17 protein-coding genes are annotated in these 18259 nt (G+C 63.8%); 9 read left to right on the top strand and 8 right to left on the bottom strand.

Annotated elements, in window-relative coordinates; translation table 11 throughout:
- The first annotated feature begins 6 nt into the window (after positions 1-6).
- From greA to ACVOL0_RS08095, 4 genes are all read left to right on the top strand, one after another.
- Positions 7-471 carry a transcription elongation factor GreA gene (greA, locus tag ACVOL0_RS08080; RefSeq protein WP_481509415.1) on the top strand — a complete coding sequence of 155 codons (465 nt, stop codon included), beginning with the start codon at positions 7-9 and terminating at the stop codon, positions 469-471.
- Between the two features lie 2 nt (positions 472-473).
- On the top strand, positions 474-1397 hold the full coding sequence (locus tag ACVOL0_RS08085; protein WP_481548643.1) for a phosphoglycerate mutase: 924 nt from the start codon (positions 474-476) through the stop codon (positions 1395-1397).
- A complete protein-coding gene (gene recJ, locus ACVOL0_RS08090) occupies positions 1390-3117 on the top strand; it encodes a single-stranded-DNA-specific exonuclease RecJ (RefSeq protein WP_481548644.1) in 1728 nt (575 codons plus the stop codon). The genes ACVOL0_RS08085 and recJ overlap by 8 nt, the downstream gene beginning before the upstream one ends.
- A 200-nt stretch (positions 3118-3317) precedes the next feature.
- Complete coding sequence (locus ACVOL0_RS08095; protein WP_481548645.1) at positions 3318-3725, top strand: MAPEG family protein; 408 nt, start codon at positions 3318-3320, stop codon at positions 3723-3725.
- A 193-nt stretch (positions 3726-3918) separates the two neighbouring features.
- Here the strand turns inward: ACVOL0_RS08095 and hutU are convergent, their stop codons facing one another.
- From hutU to hutI, 4 genes are all read right to left on the bottom strand, one after another.
- Positions 3919-5586 (bottom strand): urocanate hydratase, encoded by a 1668-nt coding sequence (hutU, locus tag ACVOL0_RS08100; RefSeq protein ID WP_481548646.1) that lies wholly within the window; start codon positions 5584-5586, stop codon positions 3919-3921.
- Positions 5583-6434, bottom strand: coding sequence for an N-formylglutamate deformylase (gene hutG, locus ACVOL0_RS08105; RefSeq protein ID WP_481548647.1), 852 nt, complete (start codon positions 6432-6434; stop codon positions 5583-5585). The genes hutU and hutG overlap by 4 nt, the downstream gene beginning before the upstream one ends.
- Positions 6435-6624: 190 nt before the next feature.
- Positions 6625-8172 (bottom strand): histidine ammonia-lyase, encoded by a 1548-nt coding sequence (gene hutH, locus ACVOL0_RS08110; RefSeq protein ID WP_481548648.1) that lies wholly within the window; start codon positions 8170-8172, stop codon positions 6625-6627.
- Positions 8173-8222: 50 nt separating this feature from the next.
- A complete protein-coding gene (gene hutI / locus ACVOL0_RS08115; RefSeq protein WP_481548649.1) occupies positions 8223-9428 on the bottom strand; it encodes an imidazolonepropionase in 1206 nt (401 codons plus the stop codon).
- Between the two features lie 65 nt (positions 9429-9493).
- Here hutI and ACVOL0_RS08120 point away from each other — a divergent pair, with 65 nt between their 5' ends.
- On the top strand, positions 9494-10858 hold the full coding sequence (locus ACVOL0_RS08120; RefSeq protein ID WP_481548670.1) for a formimidoylglutamate deiminase: 1365 nt from the start codon (positions 9494-9496) through the stop codon (positions 10856-10858).
- 42 nt (positions 10859-10900) lie between these two features.
- On the top strand, positions 10901-11629 hold the full coding sequence (gene hutC / locus ACVOL0_RS08125) for a histidine utilization repressor (RefSeq protein WP_481548650.1): 729 nt from the start codon (positions 10901-10903) through the stop codon (positions 11627-11629).
- 74 nt (positions 11630-11703) lie between these two features.
- Here the strand turns inward: hutC and ACVOL0_RS08130 are convergent, their stop codons facing one another.
- From ACVOL0_RS08130 to ACVOL0_RS08145, 4 genes are all read right to left on the bottom strand, one after another.
- The gene (locus ACVOL0_RS08130) at positions 11704-12714 is read right to left on the bottom strand and encodes a restriction endonuclease (protein ID WP_481548671.1); all 1011 of its coding nucleotides are present in this window, start codon (positions 12712-12714) and stop codon (positions 11704-11706) included.
- Between the two features lie 95 nt (positions 12715-12809).
- Positions 12810-13628 carry a YggS family pyridoxal phosphate-dependent enzyme gene (locus ACVOL0_RS08135; RefSeq protein WP_481548651.1) on the bottom strand — a complete coding sequence of 273 codons (819 nt, stop codon included), beginning with the start codon at positions 13626-13628 and terminating at the stop codon, positions 12810-12812.
- A gap of 219 nt (positions 13629-13847) precedes the next feature.
- Positions 13848-14312 carry a phasin family protein gene (locus ACVOL0_RS08140; protein ID WP_481548652.1) on the bottom strand — a complete coding sequence of 155 codons (465 nt, stop codon included), beginning with the start codon at positions 14310-14312 and terminating at the stop codon, positions 13848-13850.
- A 79-nt stretch (positions 14313-14391) separates the two neighbouring features.
- Entirely contained in the window at positions 14392-14667 is a 276-nt protein-coding gene (locus ACVOL0_RS08145) for a polyhydroxyalkanoic acid system family protein (protein ID WP_481511312.1), read from the bottom strand.
- A gap of 119 nt (positions 14668-14786) precedes the next feature.
- Here ACVOL0_RS08145 and ACVOL0_RS08150 point away from each other — a divergent pair, with 119 nt between their 5' ends.
- The 3 genes from ACVOL0_RS08150 to pheA all read left to right on the top strand — a co-directional run bounded on the left by ACVOL0_RS08150 (position 14787) and on the right by pheA (position 18103).
- The gene (locus tag ACVOL0_RS08150) at positions 14787-15599 is read left to right on the top strand and encodes an FHA domain-containing protein (RefSeq protein WP_481548653.1); all 813 of its coding nucleotides are present in this window, start codon (positions 14787-14789) and stop codon (positions 15597-15599) included.
- Positions 15600-15740: 141 nt separating this feature from the next.
- Positions 15741-16826 carry a 3-phosphoserine/phosphohydroxythreonine transaminase gene (serC, locus tag ACVOL0_RS08155; protein WP_481548654.1) on the top strand — a complete coding sequence of 362 codons (1086 nt, stop codon included), beginning with the start codon at positions 15741-15743 and terminating at the stop codon, positions 16824-16826.
- A gap of 50 nt (positions 16827-16876) precedes the next feature.
- The gene (gene pheA / locus ACVOL0_RS08160) at positions 16877-18103 is read left to right on the top strand and encodes a prephenate dehydratase (protein ID WP_481548655.1); all 1227 of its coding nucleotides are present in this window, start codon (positions 16877-16879) and stop codon (positions 18101-18103) included.
- Positions 18104-18259: the final 156 nt, after the last annotated feature.

Consider the following 18259-nt stretch of genomic DNA (forward strand, 5'->3'; position numbering starts at 1 on the left):
GCCCCCATCACGATGAAGGGCGCCAAGCGCCTGCGTGACGAACTGGATCACCTGAAGTCGGAAAAGCGCCCCAAGGTCATTGCCGCCATCGCCGAAGCACGCGAGCACGGTGACCTGAAGGAAAACGCCGAGTACCACGCCGCACGCGAAGAGCAGGGCTTCATCGAAGGCCGCATCAAGCAGCTGGAAGGCGAGCTGTCGCACTCGGAAGTCATCGACATCAGCAAGCTCAACGCCGGCAGCAAGGTGGTGTTCGGCGCAACGGTGACCTTGGCTGACGTCGAAAGCGACGAAGAGAAGCGTTACCAGATCGTCGGTGACCTGGAAGCGGACATCAAGCTGGGCTTGATCGCCATTTCCTCGCCGGTGGCGCGCGCCCTGATCGGCAAGAACGAGGGCGATGCCATCGCCATCGACGCGCCGGCTGGCCAGCGCGAGTACGAAATCGTCAGCGTCGAATACCTCGACTGACGATGGCCAAGGCCACACTGCTGCTGCCCGCGCGCAGCCGTTTTCCGGCAGGCGAACTGCCGGCGCAGGTGGCTGCGGCCCTGGGCCGTGCCGAGCGTTCGCTTGGTACGGCCGGTGAATCGGCGCAGCTGCGCCGTCACTTCAGCGTGCAGCCGGCCGACTGGTCGGCTGCCGCCTTGACCCGCCAGACTGACGCCGGCGATGCCGCCGAGGGCTTCTGGCTGCGCGCCGATCCGGCCAATATCGTGCCTGACATGCAGGGCGCGCGACTGATGGCGGCGGCCGAGACCCTGCGCCTTGAGCAGGCCGACGTGGACGCCTTGCTGCCTGCGCTGCAGCCTTTGTTCGCAGGCTTTGGCTACCAGCTGGATGCGCCGACGCCGTCGCGTTGGTATCTGCGGTTGCCTGCCGACACGCCGCTGCCCGAGTTCGCAGAACCGGACGTGGTTCTCGGCGACGATTTGTTTTCGCATCTGCCCAACGGTGAGAACGGACGCCGCTGGCGCGCCCTGTTGACCGAAGCGCAGGTGGTGCTGCACCAGCATCCATGGAATGAACAGCGCGTGGCACAAGGCCAACGAGCAGTGAACTCGCTGTGGTTCTGGGGTGCAGGCATGCTGCCGCAAACCGTGCATACCGCACACGCACAGGTGCGCAGCCGCGATGCGCTGGTGCAAGGCTTGGCTGCGCTGGCTGGCGTGCGCCTGGGCGGCGAACAGAGCGTTGATGCACTGGTCGATCTTCGCCAGCTGCGCTCGCTGCAGCAGCTTGCGCGGGATGCGATCGCACCCTTGCTCGATGCGCTCAAGCGTGGCGAACTCAGCGAGTTGCAGCTGGATTTCGAAGACGGCACTGGCTATCGCATCACCCGCGGGCAGCGCTGGTTCCTGTGGAAGAAACCGATCATGACGCTTGCTGATGAGTGACAGTTTGAAGATCGTTCGTCGCGAGATGGTCGCGGTCGACGGCTGGAACGATGAGACGCTACCGCTGCTGCGCCGTATCTATGCCGCACGAGGTGCGACCACACCCGAGCAGGCACAGCCGCGACTGGCGCAGTTGCACGCGCCGGAGCTGCTGGGCGGTATGCAGGCCGCCGTGCAGTTGTTGGCTGATGCCATCGCCAACGACAAGCGCATTCTGATCGTCGGTGATTTCGACTGTGACGGGGCCACGGCTTGTGCAGTGGGCGTGCGCGGCTTGCGCATGCTGGGCGCGCGCGACGTCGTGCATGCGGTGCCGAACAGGATGGTGCATGGCTACGGTCTGTCGCCGTCCCTGGTTGAGGAACTTGCCGCACTGAAGCCGGATATGCTGGTCACGGTCGACCACGGCATTGCCTGCCATGCCGGCGTACGTGCGGCAAAGGCCCTGGGGTGGCAGGTGTTGGTGACTGACCACCATCTACCCGGTGAACAGTTGCCGCCAGCCGACGCGATTGTCGACCCGAACGTGGACGGTGACGCATTCCCCAGCAAAGCGCTGGCCGGTGTTGGGGTTATTTTCTATGTGCTGATGGCGTTGCGCCGTCATCTGCGCGAACTGGCGGTGTTTGGCGCGCAGCCCGAACCTGATCTGCTCACGTTGTTGGACCTGGTCGCAGTTGGTACCGTCGCCGATCTGGTGGCGCTGGACGACAATAATCGTGCCCTGGTTTCTGCCGGTCTGCGCCGCTTGCGTGCCGGCAAGGCCAGCGTCGGCCTGCAGGCCTTGATCGAGGTAAGCGGCCGCGACCCGCGCCGGCTCAGTGCCAGCGACATCGGCTACGCGGTTGCGCCACGCCTCAATGCGGCAGGGCGCCTGGAAGACATGGCGTTGGGCATCGAGTTGTTGCTGACCGAAGACCCTGCACAGGCGCGGCATATCGCCACGCTGCTGGAAGAGATCAACGCAGAACGCCGCGCGGTACAGCAGATCATGACCGACGATGCCGAGCGTGCCGTCGCCCGCGCACTGCTGGATGACGCCATGCAGCGCCCGGTTGCGGCTTGCCTGTTCGATGCCGAATGGCATCCGGGCGTGGTCGGCCTGGTCGCTTCAAAGATGAAGGACAGGCTGCATCGACCGGTGATTGCGTTCGCGCCGGCCGAGCCCGGTGCTGATGTATTGCGTGGTTCGGCGCGTTCGATCAGCGGTTTCCATATTCGTGACGCCTTGGCTGCGGTCAATGCCAATCATCCGGGGTTGATGGAGAAGTTTGGTGGCCATGCGATGGCTGCCGGGCTGAGTTTGCCCTTGGCGAATCTGGATGCGTTCAAGGCGGCGTTCGAGCAGCAGGTGCAGCGCAGCCTGGACCCTGCCTTGTTGCAGCAGCAACTGCTCAGCGATGGTGAGTTGTCCCCTGCGGAGTTGGACTTCCAGCACGCCGAGGCCTTGCGCTTGGCTGGCCCGTTCGGCCAGGGCTTCGCCGAGCCGCTGTTTGATGGTGCATTCGAAGTGCTTGAATGGCGCGTGCTCAAGGAGCGCCATCTGAAGTTTGTGCTACGTCAGTCTGGCACTGCCACACGTATCAACGCGATTTACTTCAGTGGCTGGACCGGGACGACACCCGCGCAGCATGTGCAGATCGCTTACCGGCTGGTGAGTGACGACTACCGTGGTGGCAAGGCCATCCAGCTGATCGTGGAGCACTGCACCTCCGTTTGATTTCGCGCGTTTTCAAACGCGGCTGCTGCATCGCTTTGGAACATCCAACAATGCTGCTCGATGGATATTCAAGATTACAGAGTGATGTAAAGCAGATTCGAGTCAATTGTTCATGCGGAACCCAAGTGATAGCGTTTACCCTCCGTCGTGGCGCAAAGCGGCACGGTCTGACTCAGGCATCCAGCCTACTAGGAGGAATGGTGCTCGTCGCTATCGCTGAATACCATGCAACGATTGCCGCACTCATGGCCGTTGCGGGACTGATACTTTTCCAGCTGATTGTTGCGGACGTCGCTGCACTACGTGCCAAGCACGAATCAGGAACGCCAATGCCGGCGGATTTTTCCAAGTTCTACTTCCGCGCTGCCCGTGCACACGCCAATACAAATGAGAGTGTTGCTGCATTCATCGCTTTGGCGGTTGCGGGCATTTTCATCGCGGCAAACCCGCTATGGCTGAATTCGCTGGCCTGGTTGTATATCGCTTGCCGCACCGCGCACATGCTTTCTTACTATGCAAACCAGAAGCTGGCACGCTCGGCTGCATTCGGCGTGAGCCTCTTGGTGCTTGTTGGTATGCTGCTGGTCTGCCTATTCGCCATCGTCTGAAGAACGGTGGGTTCCGGTGGAACGTAGCAACTTGCACGCCAGCGCAGCGTGGAATCAACGATGCATGAAAGCGTGCTTGAAGCCGACGCGGTAGCCAGGGCTGCGGGGATGCTGAAGTTGATTGGACCGCAGCGCTGGATGGACAACAGGCAGGCCTAGGCCCGCCCGTTGTCATCACGACGGAAAAATCCACTCAGCCAAGAATGCCGGGCAGATCCAATCCCTTTTCCTTGGCGCAATCGATGGCGATGTCGTAGCCGGCATCGGCATGGCGCATCACGCCGGTGCCGGGGTCGTTCCACAGCACGCGTGCGATGCGCTGGTCGGCAGCTTCGCTGCCGTCGCAGACGATGACCACGCCGGAGTGCTGCGAGTAGCCCATGCCAACGCCGCCGCCGTGGTGCAGGCTTACCCAGGTGGCGCCACCGGCGACATTGAGCATGGCGTTCAGCAGTGGCCAATCGGAAACCGCGTCAGAGCCATCCTTCATCGATTCGGTTTCGCGGTTGGGCGAGGCGACGCTGCCGCTGTCCAGATGGTCACGGCCAATCACCACCGGTGCGCTGAGTTCGCCATTGCGTACCATTTCGTTGAAGGCCAGGCCAAGCTTGTGGCGAAGGCCCAGGCCGACCCAGCAGATACGCGCTGGCAGGCCCTGGAAACTGATGCGCTCACGCGCCATGTCCAGCCAGCGATGCAGGTTGGGATCATCGGCGATGATTTCCTTGACCTTGGCGTCGGTCTTGTAGATGTCCTCCGGGTCGCCGCTCAGTGCAACCCAGCGGAACGGGCCGATGCCGCGACAGAAAAGCGGACGCACATACGCTGGCACGAAGCCTGGGAAATCGAAGGCATTCTTCAAACCTTCGTCGAAGGCCATCTGGCGGATGTTGTTGCCGTAGTCGACGGTTGGAATGCCGGCAGCATGGAAGGCAAGCATCGCTTCGACGTGCACGCGCATCGCGGCCTTGGCGGCATCGCGCACCTTCTCCGGATTGGCCTGCTGCTCGGCCAGCCATTGCTCGACGCTCCAGCCGATCGGCAGGTAGCCGTGCACCGGGTCGTGGGCGCTGGTCTGGTCGGTGACGCAGTCCGGACGCACGCCGCGGCGTACCAGTTCCGGCAGGATCTCGGCAGCATTGCCGAGCAGGGCAATCGACTTGGCTTCACCGCTCGCCGTGTACTTGGCGATGCGTGCCAAGGCGTCGTCGATGTCGGTGGCCTGTTCGTCGACGTAACGGGTGCGCAGGCGGAAGTCGATGCTGCTCTGGCGGCATTCGATGGTCAGGCTGCTGGCGCCGGCCAGCGACGCGGCCAGCGGCTGCGCGCCACCCATGCCACCGAGGCCAGCAGTGAGGATCCACTTGCCTTTCAGGCTGCCGCCGTAATGCTGGCGGCCCATCTCGACGAAGGTTTCGTAAGTGCCCTGGACGATGCCCTGGCTGCCGATGTAGATCCAGCTGCCGGCGGTCATCTGCCCGTACATCATCAAGCCCTTCCTATCGAGCTCGTTGAAGTGCTCCCAGTTGGCCCAATGCGGCACCAGGTTGGAGTTGGCGATCAACACCCGCGGTGCATCCGGATGGGTGGGGAACACACCGACCGGCTTGCCGGATTGCACCAGCAGGGTCTGGTTGTCGTCCAGCCGCTTCAGGGTTTCAAGAATCCTGTCGTAGCTTTCCCAATCGCGGGCGGCGCGGCCGATGCCACCGTAGACCACCAGCGAGGTCGGGTCTTCGGCGACCTCGGCATCGAGGTTGTTCTGCAGCATGCGGAACGGCGCTTCGGTCTGCCAGGATTTGCAGTTGAGCGTGTTGCCGCGAGGTGCGCGCGGGTTGCGGGAGGGGTCGTGACGGGTCATGCATTTCTCCTGGTAGCAAATTCCAGACAAGCGCCGAGCACTTGCTGCAAGGTGTTGCGGACGGGGCTTGCGTGTTCGGGGTCGTAGGGCGTGGGCCAGCTGTGCTCGTCCACGTCCTCGGGTGCGGGTTCGTGCATGTAGCCGCGGCAACCGAGCTCCATCTGCAGGGTGTGCACGCCGTTGGCGGTGTTGCTGTAGTGGCGGGTGATCCAGCCACCCTTGAAGCGGCCGTTGCGCACGTGGCTCATGCCGCTCATGGCGCATAGGTTCTCGACCACGTCGGTCAGCGCGTTGTCGCAGGAGGTATCCGGCGCGCCGCTGGGGCCGGCGCTGCCGATATTGAACTGGGGCAGTTCGCCATCGAACAGATGCGGAATCAGCGAGCGGATCGAGTGCGCGTCGTAGACGACGACGGTTTCGTGCTGTGCGCGCAGACGTGCGATCTCGCCGGCCAGTGCAGCGTGGTAGGGATCGAACCAGGTTTCGCGCCGATACTGGATCTCCGCGTCATCGGGCTCATGCCCGGCGCGGTACAGCGGCTGGTTGTCGAAGGTGGTGAGCGGACACAGGCCGGTGGTGTTCTGCCCTGGGTACAGGGAGACACCGGATGGGTCGCGATTGACGTCGATCAGCGAGCGCGAGATGGCGGTGCGTACCGTCGTGGCGCCCATTGCCTTGGCGAAGGCATAGAGCTCGTGCACCCACCAGTCGGCATCACGGCGTGCCAGCCACGGTGACACGAAGTGGCCGACGCGTGAGGCAGGAAGCTCGGTGCCGGTATGCGGGAAGCTGACGATCAGTGGAGCGTGACCGTGGTGGATCTGCAGCCAGTCAGGGGCGTTCGTCATGGGGATTCCTGGGGCAGGACGGGTTTGGTTCTTCCCTTGCTGGCGGGGGAAGATGCGTGAAGGGCAGAAGTGGATGTTTTGCACGGTGAAGGCCAAACGCTCCCCTCATCCGGCGCTTTGTGCCACCTTCTCCCGCTCGCGGGAGAAGGGATGGCAACACGGCATGCGGCCAGCTCTGCATACGCTTCGATCAGGCCTTGTCAGTCACATCAACACCCGGCAACTGCACACCCAACCCAGCCGTCAGCGCAGCAGCGCGCACCAATGCAGTCGCAGCAACCATGTCCGGGTGGAAGTAACGGTCATCCACCAAGGTCGGTACCTGCGCGCGCAAGGTCGAACGCACCTGCTCCAACGCCGGACTCGAACGCAGCGGTGCGTGGAAGTCACAGCCCTGGCCCGCGGCGAGCAGTTCGATACCAATGACGTTGGCAGCGTTCTCGGCCATGGCGATCAAACGACGCGCACCATGCGCAGCCATCGATACATGGTCTTCCTGGTTGGCCGAGGTCGGGATCGAGTCAACGCTGGCCGGGTAGGCGCGCTGCTTGTTCTCGGAGACCAGTGCAGCGGCGGTGACCTGCGGAATCATGAAGCCGGAGTTCAGGCCCGGCTTCGGGGTCAGGAAGGCCGGCAGGCCGGACAGCGCCGGGTCTACCAACATGGCGGTGCGGCGCTCGCTGATCGAGCCGATCTCGCAGATGGCCATCGCCAGCATGTCTGCTGCGAATGCCACCGGCTCGGCATGGAAGTTGCCGCCGCTCAGTGCTTCACCGGTGTCGGTGAACACCAGTGGGTTGTCGGAGACGCCATTGGCCTCGATTTCCAGGGTGGTGGCTGCCTGACGCATCACGTCCAGTGCGGCGCCCATCACCTGCGGCTGGCAGCGCAGGCAGTACGGGTCCTGCACGCGCACGTCGTTGTCGCGGTGCGATTCGCGGATCGCCGAGCGTTGCATCAGTTCGCGCAACACCGCGGCGGTGGCAATCTGCCCGCGCTGACCACGGATGCTGTGGATGCGTGGGTCAAATGGGGTATCCGAGCCCTTGGCGGCTTCCACCGACAACGCACCGGTAACCAGTGCGGCCTGGAACACCACTTCAATCTCGAACAACCCAGCCAGTGCATAGGCGGTGGAGTACTGGGTGCCGTTGAGCAGCGCCAGACCTTCTTTCGCGCCCAGTACCAACGGCTTCAGTCCGGCCTGCTCGAAGGCGGCGTCGGCCGACATGCGAACACCACCGACAAAGGCTTCACCAACACCAATCATCACGCTGGCCAGATGCGACAGCGGCGCCAGATCGCCGGAGGCGCCAACCGAGCCCTGGCAGGGCACCACCGGCACCACATCCTTCTGCAGCATCGCTTCCAGCAGTGCCAAGGTTTGCGGGCGAATGCCCGAGGCGCCCTGGGCCAGGCTGGTCAGCTTCAGCGCCATCATCAGGCGCACCACGTTGGCGGGCATCGGCTCGCCTACACCGGCGGCATGCGACAGCACGATATTGCGCTGCAGGGTCTCCAGGTCTTCGCGTTCAATGCGGACACTGGCCAGCTTGCCGAAGCCGGTATTGATGCCGTAGACCGGCTCGCCCTTGGCGACGATGGCATCCACCACCTGTGCACTGCGCAGTACCGCGGCTTGGGCCGATTCATCCAGGCGCACGTTGGCACCGCGATAGATCTGACGCCATTGCGCCAACGGAACGTGGCCGGGGAGGAGGGTCAAGGTAGTGCTCATGCGTGCTCCAGCAGTGCGAGATTCAAAGTTTGAGATTCAACGGGCGTGATTCAGACGGTTTGCCCGCGCCAGACGCGGGCATGCAAAGGGTTGAAGCCGATCCGGTAAACCAGGTCGGCGGGGGCGTCGATGTCCCAGATCGCGAGGTCGCAGTCCATGCCGGCAGCCAGCTTGCCAACACGGTTGGCACGGCCCAGTGCGCGCGCAGCTTCACGGGTAAAGCCGGCAATGCATTCGGCAACGGTCATGCGGAACAGGGTTGCGCCCATGTTCATCGTCAGCAAGGGGCTGGTCAGCGGTGAGGTGCCCGGGTTGCAGTCGGTGGCCAGGGCCATCGGTACGCCCGCTTCGCGCAGGGCCTGTATCGGTGGCAACACGGTCTCGCGGGTGAAGTAATAGGCGCCGGGCAACAGCACGGCGACCGTGCCCGCGGCGCGCATCGCGGCGATGCCGGCCTCGTCCAGATGTTCTATGTGGTCCGCGGACAGCGCGCCATTATGTGCAGCCAGTTCCGCACCGTGTTGGTTGGACAACTGTTCGGCGTGGATCTTGATTGCCAGGCCATGCTGTTTGGCAGCGTCGAAAACCTGTTGCGCCTGCGCCGGCGAGAACGCGATGTTCTCGCAGAAGATATCGACCGCTTCGGCCAGGCTTTCGGCTGCGATTGCCGGGATCATCACTGCGCAGACTTCGTTGATGTAAGCCTGTGCCTCGTGGCCCGGTGGCACAGCATGCGCACCAAGGAACGTCGGCACGATCTCTACCTTGCGCAGCACGCCCAGCTCGCGCGCCACCCGCAGTTGCTTGCGTTCGTCAGCCAGGCTCAGGCCGTAGCCGGATTTGATCTCGATGGTGGTGATGCCTTCGGCCAGCATCGCATCCAGGCGTGGCAGGCTGGCCTGGATCAAGGCGGCGTCATCGGCATTGCGGGTGGCGCTGACGGTGGAAACGATGCCGCCACCGGCCTTGGCAATCTGTGCGTAGGTCACACCCTGCAGGCGCTGCTCGAATTCACCTGCGCGATTGCCGGCATAGACCAGATGGGTATGGCAGTCGATCAAGCCCGGGCTGATCCAGCGGCCATTGCAGTCGATGCGGGTATCGGCTTCAAATGCGGGTGCATCCGCTGCCGGGCCGACATGCAGGATGCGGCCATCGCGGGCGGCGACAACACCGTCGCGGATGCTGCCCAGTCCGCCCGAGGCGTCGTCCAGGGTCATCAGGTTGGCGTTGTGCCATAGCGTGTCGCAGCGCATGTCGCTCTCCGTGCCTATTTGTATATACAATAACGGCGACCATCGGAGAGTGTCCAGTGACAACGATCAAGCCAGCCTCAACGGTTCGTTTCCACGCCGCCCAGGCCTTGTTGCCGCAGGGCTGGGCGCAGGATGTGCGCATCGACAGCGTCGCCGGCCGTATCACCGCAGTGGTTGCCGGCGAAACCTGGGACGGCCAATCGCAGCGTCTGGACGTGGTGGTGCCGGGCCTAGGCAATCTGCACAGCCATGCCTTCCAACGGGCGATGGCCGGGCTCACCGAAGTTGGTGGACGCTCGGGCGACAGCTTCTGGAGCTGGCGCGAGCTGATGTATCGCTTCCTGGACCGGCTGGATCCGGACACCTTCCAGGCCATCGCCGCGCAGGCCTATATGGAAATGCTGGAAAGTGGTTTCACCCGCGTCGGTGAGTTCCACTATCTGCACCACACTGAAAACGGTAGTCGTTACGCCGACCACGCCGAAATGTCGGTACGGGTTGCGGCGGCGGCGGATGAGACTGGCCTGGGTCTGACCCTGCTGCCGGTGTTCTATGCGCACAGCGACTTTGGCGGCGCCGCGCCAACGTTGGCGCAGCGGCGCTTTCTGCATGATATCGATGGTTTTGCGCACTTGTTGGAGGGCTGCAAACGGGCGCTTGCAGATACACCAGATGCGGTGCTGGGCCTGGCCCCGCACAGCCTGCGCGCCAGTACCCCGCAGGAATTGCAGGCGCTGGTCGCGCTGGCGCCTGGCCCGATCCATATCCATATTGCCGAGCAGACCCGCGAAGTGGACGCCTGCCTGGCCTGGAGCGGCCAGCGGCCGGTCGAATGGCTGTATGCCAATGCCGCCGTCGATGCGCGTTGGTGTCTGGTGCACGCCACCCACGTCAACAGCGATGAAGTGCGGTTGATGGCGGGCAGTGGTGCAGTGGTTGGGCTGTGCCCGATCACCGAAGCCAACCTGGGTGATGGCCTGTTCCCGATGCGTGACTTCATACAGCTTGGCGGACGCTTCGGCGTTGGCTCCGACTCCAACGTGCTGATCGACGCAGCGGAAGAACTGCGCCTGCTTGAATATGGCCAGCGCCTGCAGCTGCGCGGACGCAATGTTCTCTCACCAGGCGAGCTGTCCAGTGGCCGCTGGCTCTACCAGCAGGCAGGCGAGGGTGGCGCACAGGCATTGGGCGTGCAGGCCGGCCTGAGTGTGGGCGCCGCCGCCGACCTGCTGGAACTCGATGCCCAGCATCCAGCCCTGCTCAAGCGTAGCGGCGACACCTTGCTTGACAGCTGGCTGTTCGCCGCACGTAATGGCGCCCTGCGCAGCGTCTGGCGTAACGGTCGGGCCTTGGTCCGCGATGGTCGCCACGTGAACCGTGATGCGATCAGCGCGCGTTACCGTACCGCGCTTGCGCGGATACTGGGCTAAGGTCGGTCATCGGCCAGACAGCGCCTCTTTCAGGAAACCCGAGTGAAGGGCAAGAAAGCTCCCACCCTCAATCACCGCATCCGCAGTGACATCGAAGGCCGCATTCTCAGCGGCGAATGGGAGCCTGGCTTCCGTATCCCGTTTGAACACGAGTTGATGGAGCAGTACGGCTGCTCGCGGATGACGGTGAACAAGGTGCTCACCGCGTTGGCCGAAAGCGGCATGATCGAACGGCGCCGTCGCGCCGGTTCCTTCGTCGCCCGCCAGCCGCCGCACCTGGAGCAGGTGGCACTGGAAATCCCCGACATCAAGGTGGCGGTCACCGACCGCGGTCACGAATATGGCTTCCAGTTGCTGGAGCGTGCGCACCGCAAGGCCAGGGAAAGTTCCGCCGAAGAGCTGCTCTTGGTCGGTGAGGGCAAGCTGTTGGCGTTGCGTTGCCTGCATCTGGCCGACGGCAAGCCGCTGGCGTTGGAGCGCCGCTTGATCAACCCCGAAGCGGTGCCGGAAACCTTGAAGGTGGATTTCTCCATCCATGCGCCGGGCAGCTGGCTGCTGCAGAACGTGTCATGGACGCGCGGCCAGCACCGCATCAGTGCGGTGGCCGCAACTGCCGATGAAGCTGCATTGCTGCAGGTGCCGGTGGGCACGGCCTGCCTGGTCATCGACCGCCAGACCTGGCGCGGCGAGCTGCCCATCACCTGGGTGCGGCAGATGTTCCTCGGCGACGCCTACGATCTGATTGCCCGTTTCGCGCCGGGCGCACGCTGATTCGGCGCGTCTGTTTCAATCCGTCTGATTCAATCTCCAGCCGGGCCGATGGCCTGGCTGGAAGCTGCTGACTCTCAGATGGTGCTGCACTGCCGCCAGCGCACCGGCTCATCCACGCCGGGGCGCGGGTTGAGCTGCACGCGGGTGGTGCGCAGCGCTGGGTAGCGCTGCAGCTGTTGGCAGATCAGCGGCCACACCTGGGCGTCATCGCCACTGCGTTCCACCGACAGGGTGGAGCGGGTCAACCAGATGCCGCTGACCACGCCGGAAGTGCCGGCCAAGGCTTTTGAAACGGATTGCTGGTAGCGCAGCAAGGTGGCGGCGTCCGGGTCCTGCACAAGGTCGCCCGGGTGGGGGGCGCTCGCTGCGGCGGCGGCAGGCTTGGCTTTGCTGGGTTCAGCCGCAGGCTCGGCTGCAGCTGCCGGTTCGGCAGTTGGTTCGGTGGCAACCTGCGGTGCCGTGGTGATCGGTGCAGCTGCTGGGGAATCTCCTTGCATGGTCATGTAGCCCATGCCGGCCAGCAGGCCCAGGGTGGCCGCCGCCAATCCGGCAATGCCAGTGTGGCGGACCGCTTCGCGGCGGGCGATGCCGGTGACCGTTTCGTGCGCTTCGGTGGGCATGTAGGGCTTGAGCAGCTCCCACAACTGACGCGCATCGATGACTTCGATCGAGTGCTTCTCCGCCTCGGCCAGGCCGTCGCGCTCAACATGACCTTCGGTGATCAGCAGGCCGCCAGCGGCGCCAGTGAGGCTGATCGCCGATGCCAGCTCATGGATTGCACCGGCATCGAACCGATAGGCGCGGCCATGCTTGCACGAGACCAACCAGCGCTGGCCGTCGCGTTGCAGCAGGAAATCGCTGCTGGTGCCGCGGTCGTTGTCTTCGGCATCGGTCAGCGGGTGCAGGTCGCGCTGCTCGGCCATGGCCTGATGCACGATGCGGGAAAACTCGCGCCAGCGCATGCCAGCCAGTGCGGCCAGGCCATGCTGGCGCTCGGTTCGACGGCGGGCGACCAACCACAGGTATGCAGAAGCCAGACCCCACAAGAGCAACGCGAGCAACAGGGCCAGAATCCACGAAAACATCGACATACCTGAAAGCCTAGAGATGGGGCCCAGTCTATCTTCCCTGACGACCGTAAGAGCAGGCTGACTTCGCTTTTTTGAGCTGAAACGGTGAATTAATCGGCGGGTTTGGCCGTCGGCCAGTAATGGCTGTCTGGTATCGCGCGTGCGCCAAAAATGGCCTGGCCGACCCGGACCACGCTGGCGCCTTCCTCGATGGCGATCTCGAAGTCGCCGGACATGCCCATCGACAGCTCATCCAGCCCAATGTGGGCTGGCGCATGCTGGCGCAATCGATCGCGCAACTCACGCAGGCGCACGAAACAGGTCCGCACCTGCGCAGGTTCGGCGGAGAACAGGGCCAAGGTCATCAGGCCGCGCACCCGCAACGCGCCGGAGCGCGGCAAAGCCTGCAGGAAACCGGCGACCGCTTCGGGCGCCAGCCCGTACTTGCTGGCCTCGTTGGAGCTGTTTACCTGCACGAACACGTCCAGCGAGCGGCCTTCGGCCTGCAGGCGACGCTCCAGCGTTTCGGCCAGTCGCAGACTGTCCAAGGCCTGGAATTCGGTGGCGAAACGGGCCACCAGTTTGGCTTTGTTGGTCTGCAGATGGCCGATCACCGACCAGCGCAGGTCGCCCAGATCCTGCATGGCCTCCCATTTGTGGTGGGCCTCCTGCACCTTGTTCTCGCCCAACAGGCGGCAGCCGGCCTGATAGGCCAGGCGCACATGGGCTTCATCGATGGTTTTGCTGACCGGCAGCAGGCGCACGCTGGCCGGATCGCGGCCGACGCGCCTGCAGGCTGCGGCGATGCGCTCGTGGACCAGCGCCAGATTGTGGCGGAAGTCATCCACGCTCTCGGCCCGCGGGTACTGGCCGTGCAGGGCGTGACGGGTCTGGGTGCCGGAATCAGTGTCCGGGTGCGGGGTTTGCATGCTTGCCTCCAGCGATTGCGGCCGCCTGATGCCGTGAGGGCGGCCCGATGAGCAGCGGATTATCGCTTGCTGGCAGGGTTGAAAGCCGGAGGCAGGCCGCCTGGGCAAATCGCAGGCATGAAAAACCCGCCATCCGATGCCGTGAGGGGAGGGAGACTTACGGCGCGGTACTGCTGGCGGGTAGGTTGATTCTTACGCAAGCATTGCTGCTTTGCAACATTACTGATCTTCAGCTTGTTGCCCGTCGTGCGCGGCACGGCTCTCGGCGCGGGTAAGGCGGCGGTTGAGGGCGTCCAGACGATCGTTCAGCGCCTCGATATCCGAGCGCGAGGGGATATCCATGCGCCGCAACACGCTGTGTACCCGGTCTTCGAACGATTTTTCGACCTTGTCCCAGGTGTCGGCGGCGCGCTCACGGGCCTGGCCCAAGGTGTTCTCCACGGTGTCGCGCAGGCTTTCGCCATTGCGCGACTGCTCGCGGGAGCGGGCTTCGGTGTTCTGGCCTTCCTTGACCAGGGTGTCGAACAGTTTGCTGCCCTCGGCCTGTGCCCGCGACAGTGCGCCCAGGCCGGCCAACCAGACCTGTTGGGCCGACTCGGTCACCTTCCTGGTCAAGCGCTCGGCCTGGCCTTGCGCGCCAGCACTGTCGTCTTCGTCTTCCGGGCGTTGCTCGTAGGTGGTCATGACGATGCTCCTATGCGGGGTTGAAGAGTTCAGCCACACCGTAACGGCTTGGCGGCCTGAGTTGTGTGACGGTGCCAGCTCAGCCGAGCTTGTCAGTCAGCACGCGTTGAATTTCGGATTCCACCATGCCCTTCATTGCCGACAGCAGGAAGCCCAGTTCGGCTTTGACCCGCACAGCCCCCGGCAACAGCTCGATGGCACCGTCCACGCCGGAACGGTTGAAGTGCAGCACAGGGCCGTCCCAGCGGGTGACCACGTCGAAGCGTTCCTGCAGCTTCTCGGCGACTTCGGCAATGGCGGTGCGCGCCTTGTCATCGGACAGGGAATGCGGGTGCTGGATATCAATATTTGACATGGCGTGTGGCCTGGACTGCTGTTTGTAAGAAAGATGCGCCATTGTGCGGACCTGCGCGACGTAGTCCAAGCCTCACGTACACCTTCTGCATGACCGGATGACCTGCTAGTCTGCTGCCGGTGCGCACTCTGCAAGTCCATTTCAGTAACCGTCAGCAGCCGGATCAGACATTGATGCCGGGTGTCCAGCGCATTGTGCGCCATGCTTCGGGGCAAGTCCGCTTGGGCGACGGCAGTGTCGGCCCGTTGCTGCTGGCCCAATTCTGTACCGACCAACGCGGGGTCTGGCTGCAGGTTGCCAATGGTGGCCGCGGTATCCACGTCAATGGCCGACCGGTGCGGCGCATGGCGCTGCTGCGGGCTGGTGATTCGGTCTATGCCGATGGTGCCGAAATGCTGCTGCGTGGCGACTGCGAGCAGGAGCCGCATCCGCCGGAAGCCCCGAATGATGGTGGCGAAGACCTGCGGGTGCTGTTGCGCGGGGTAGGCGGGCGCCATCACGGACGCAGCTTTACCTTGGACAAGGCGCGCGTGGTCGGCAGTGATCCGGCCAGCGACATTCTCATTGACGACCCGGCCTTCGCCGAGCGTCATGCCCGGTTCGAGCGGCACGGCGACAAGGTGCTGCTGCGCGATCTGGGCTCGGCCGACGGAAGCCAGGTCAACGGTGTAGGCACGCGCCATTGCTGGCTGCAGGCTGGCGACCAGGTAGTGTTCGAAGGCAACCACCGCTTTGTGCTGGAGATTCCGCTGGGCCCGGTCTCGGCGAGCGTGGCATTCCCGCTCGAGGACGATGACGAGCCGGTTGCACGCAAGCCATCCACGCTGGCACCGGCAAAGCCCAGGCTGCCGCGGCGCTGGCCGTGGCTGCTGCTCAGCGCCTTGCTGCTCGGTGCGGCCATCAGTGCCTTGCTGTTGTTTGGCGCACGCTGAGCCCTGGCTTCAGCAGCCGTGAAGCCGATGTCCGTACAGGGTTGAAACCACGGCCCGGAATGGGTGCAGATGCAACCTTTTCCAGATGACCCAAGGCTGCTGCGCTGCGGCATACTAGGGATTCTGCTCAACAGGTGTGACATGACGCGCGCATTCAATTTCAGTGCCGGCCCTGCGACATTGCCGGAATCGGTCCTGCGCCAGGCGCAGGCGGAGATGTTGGAATGGAATGGCGTAGGCGCGTCCATTGTCGAGATCAGTCATCGCAGCGCCGATTTCATGGCCGTGGCCGCCGAGGCCGAGGCTGATCTGCGCCGCCTGATCGGGATTCCCGACGACTACGCCGTGCTGTTCCTTGGTGGCGGCGCGACCACCCAGCAGGCATTGCTGCCGTTGAACTTCGCCAGCCCGGGCCAACGCGTGGACTACGTGGTCAGTGGCCACTGGGGCAAGACCGCGGTCAAGCAGGCCCAACCCTATGTCGACGTGAACATCGCTGCGAGCGGTGAGGCCAGTGGCTACCGTGATATCCCGGCGCGCTCGCAATGGCAGCTGTCGGACGACGCGGCCTATGTGCATATCACCGCCAACGAAACCATTCACGGCATCGAGTTCCGCGATGTACCGGATGTGGGTGGCGTGCCGTTGATCGCCGACTTCAGCTCCTCGATTGCTTCAGAACCGATCGATGTGTCGCGCTACGGCGTGATCTATGCCGGCGCACAGAAGAACCTGGGCCCGGTAGGCATTGCCGTGGTCATCATCCGCCGTGACCTGCTGGAGCGTGCCGGCCAGCCGCGTGCCGATATCTTCGACTACCGCTCGCATGTCGCACGTGATTCGATGTTGAACACGCCGCCGACCTGGAACTGGTACCTGGCTGGATTGATGTTCAAGTGGATGCTCGCCCAGGGCGGTGTGGAAGCCTTTGCCAAGCTCAGCCTTGCCAAGTCCTCGGCGGTGTATGACGCCATTGATGGCTCTGGCGGCTTTTATCGCAACGAAGTGGCTGCGGCCGTGCGTTCGCGGATGAACATCCCGTTCTTCCTGCCCAGTGAAGAGCTCAATGCCCGCTTTGTCAGCGAGTCCAAGGCTGCCGGCCTGCTGGCGCTGAAGGGCCACAAGGCGGTCGGCGGCATCCGTGCTTCGCTGTACAACGCCATGCCGCTGGAAGGGGCACAGGCGCTGGCAGCATTCATGCGTGACTTCCAGCAGCGCAACGGTTGAACCAATCCCGCCGTGCGCACTGCGCCGGCCAGTAACAGGTAGACGATTCCATGGCGACCAAGCCAAGCAAGACCGCCAGCAAGGCCAAGCCGGCCACCGCAGCCAAACCTGCCGCCAAGAAAGCTGCGAGCAAGCCTGCTGCGGCCAAGAAGACCGCCGCCAGCAAGAAAACGGTCACCGAGACCCTGGCCGTCGCCAAGCCGGTACTGTCGGATGTGCGCGCCAAGATCGACCAGATCGACCGCAGCATCCAGGCCTTGATTGCCGAGCGGGCAAACTTCGCCCATCAGGTAGGCAAGGCCAAGGGCAAGCTCGCGGCAGCCGTTGACTACTACCGACCGGAGCGCGAAGCACAGGTGTTGCGGATGGTGGTCGATCGCAACGAGGGTCCGCTCAGCGACGAAGTGCTGGTGCATGTGTACCGCGAAATCATGTCGGCCTGCCTGGCCCAGCAGGAGCCGTTGAAGATCGGCTATCTCGGCCCTGAAGGCTCGTTCACCCAGCAGGCTGCGCACAAGCACTTTGGCCGTTCGGCACTGGGCCTGCCCTTGGCCAATATCGAAGAGATCTTCCAGGAAGTGGAAAACGGCAACGCCGATTTTGGCGTGGTGCCGGTGGAGAATTCCGGGCAGGGCACGATCCAGATCACCCTGGACATGTTCCTGACCTCCAACCTCAAGATCTGCGGTGAAGTCGAGTTGCGCGTACAGCAGTACCTGCTGTCACGCACCGGCCGGATTGAAGACATCGAGCGCATCTACGCGCATCCGCAGGCCTTCATGCAGACCTCGGCGTGGTTGCGGGCGAACCTGCCCAAGACCGAAAAGGTGCCGGTTTCCAGCAACTCCGAAGGTGCCCGTCGCGCCCGCAACGCGGAAGACGCGGCGGCGATTGGTGGCGAGAGTGCGGGGCATGTCTATGGCTTGAAGAAGGTGGTGACCAAGCCAATCCAGAACGACGCCGACAACACCACGCGTTTCCTGGTGATTGGCCGCCAGCTGTTCCCTTCCTCGGGCCATGACCGCACTTCGGTGCTGGTCTTCATCCACGACAAGCCGGGCGCGCTGTTCGATGTACTCAGCCCGTTCGCCCGCCACGGCATCAGCATGAACCGCATCGAGTCGCGGCCGTCGCATCAGGCCAAGTGGGAATACGGCTTCTTCATCGACCTGGCCGGCCATATCGAAGACGAATCGATGCAGGCCGCGCTGGCCGAATTGAAGGCGCATTCGGCGCAGATCAAGGTGCTCGGCTCCTATCCGGTCGCTGTGCCGTGAGTTTCGAGCCCCTCTCCCGGCGGGAGAGGGGTTGGGGTGAGGGTTGGCTGGCCGAGAGTCTTCAATTCGCTGCAGCCATGTGCTCCCGCACCCTCATCCGCCCTTCGGGCACCTTCTCCCGGAGGGAGAAGGGTTTGCTGACGCGCTCCTGGCGCA

Source organism: Stenotrophomonas sp. STEN021 (genome assembly GCF_056760175.1).

What these genes read in the sequence shown, in the direction of transcription:
- ACVOL0_RS08135 (WP_481548651.1), bottom strand. Translation starts at nt 13,628, where the DNA reads ATGCAAACCCCGCACCCGGACACTGATTCCGGCACCCAGACCCGTCAC.
- recJ (WP_481548644.1), top strand. Translation starts at nt 1,390, where the DNA reads ATGAGTGACAGTTTGAAGATCGTTCGTCGCGAGATGGTCGCGGTCGAC.
- ACVOL0_RS08145 (WP_481511312.1), bottom strand. Translation starts at nt 14,667, where the DNA reads ATGTCAAATATTGATATCCAGCACCCGCATTCCCTGTCCGATGACAAG.
- ACVOL0_RS08130 (WP_481548671.1), bottom strand. Translation starts at nt 12,714, where the DNA reads ATGTTTTCGTGGATTCTGGCCCTGTTGCTCGCGTTGCTCTTGTGGGGT.
- serC (WP_481548654.1), top strand. Translation starts at nt 15,741, where the DNA reads ATGACGCGCGCATTCAATTTCAGTGCCGGCCCTGCGACATTGCCGGAA.
- hutG (WP_481548647.1), bottom strand. Translation starts at nt 6,434, where the DNA reads ATGACGAACGCCCCTGACTGGCTGCAGATCCACCACGGTCACGCTCCA.
- pheA (WP_481548655.1), top strand. Translation starts at nt 16,877, where the DNA reads ATGGCGACCAAGCCAAGCAAGACCGCCAGCAAGGCCAAGCCGGCCACC.
- hutU (WP_481548646.1), bottom strand. Translation starts at nt 5,586, where the DNA reads ATGACCCGTCACGACCCCTCCCGCAACCCGCGCGCACCTCGCGGCAAC.
- ACVOL0_RS08140 (WP_481548652.1), bottom strand. Translation starts at nt 14,312, where the DNA reads ATGACCACCTACGAGCAACGCCCGGAAGACGAAGACGACAGTGCTGGC.
- ACVOL0_RS08085 (WP_481548643.1), top strand. Translation starts at nt 474, where the DNA reads ATGGCCAAGGCCACACTGCTGCTGCCCGCGCGCAGCCGTTTTCCGGCA.
- hutI (WP_481548649.1), bottom strand. Translation starts at nt 9,428, where the DNA reads ATGCGCTGCGACACGCTATGGCACAACGCCAACCTGATGACCCTGGAC.
- hutH (WP_481548648.1), bottom strand. Translation starts at nt 8,172, where the DNA reads ATGAGCACTACCTTGACCCTCCTCCCCGGCCACGTTCCGTTGGCGCAA.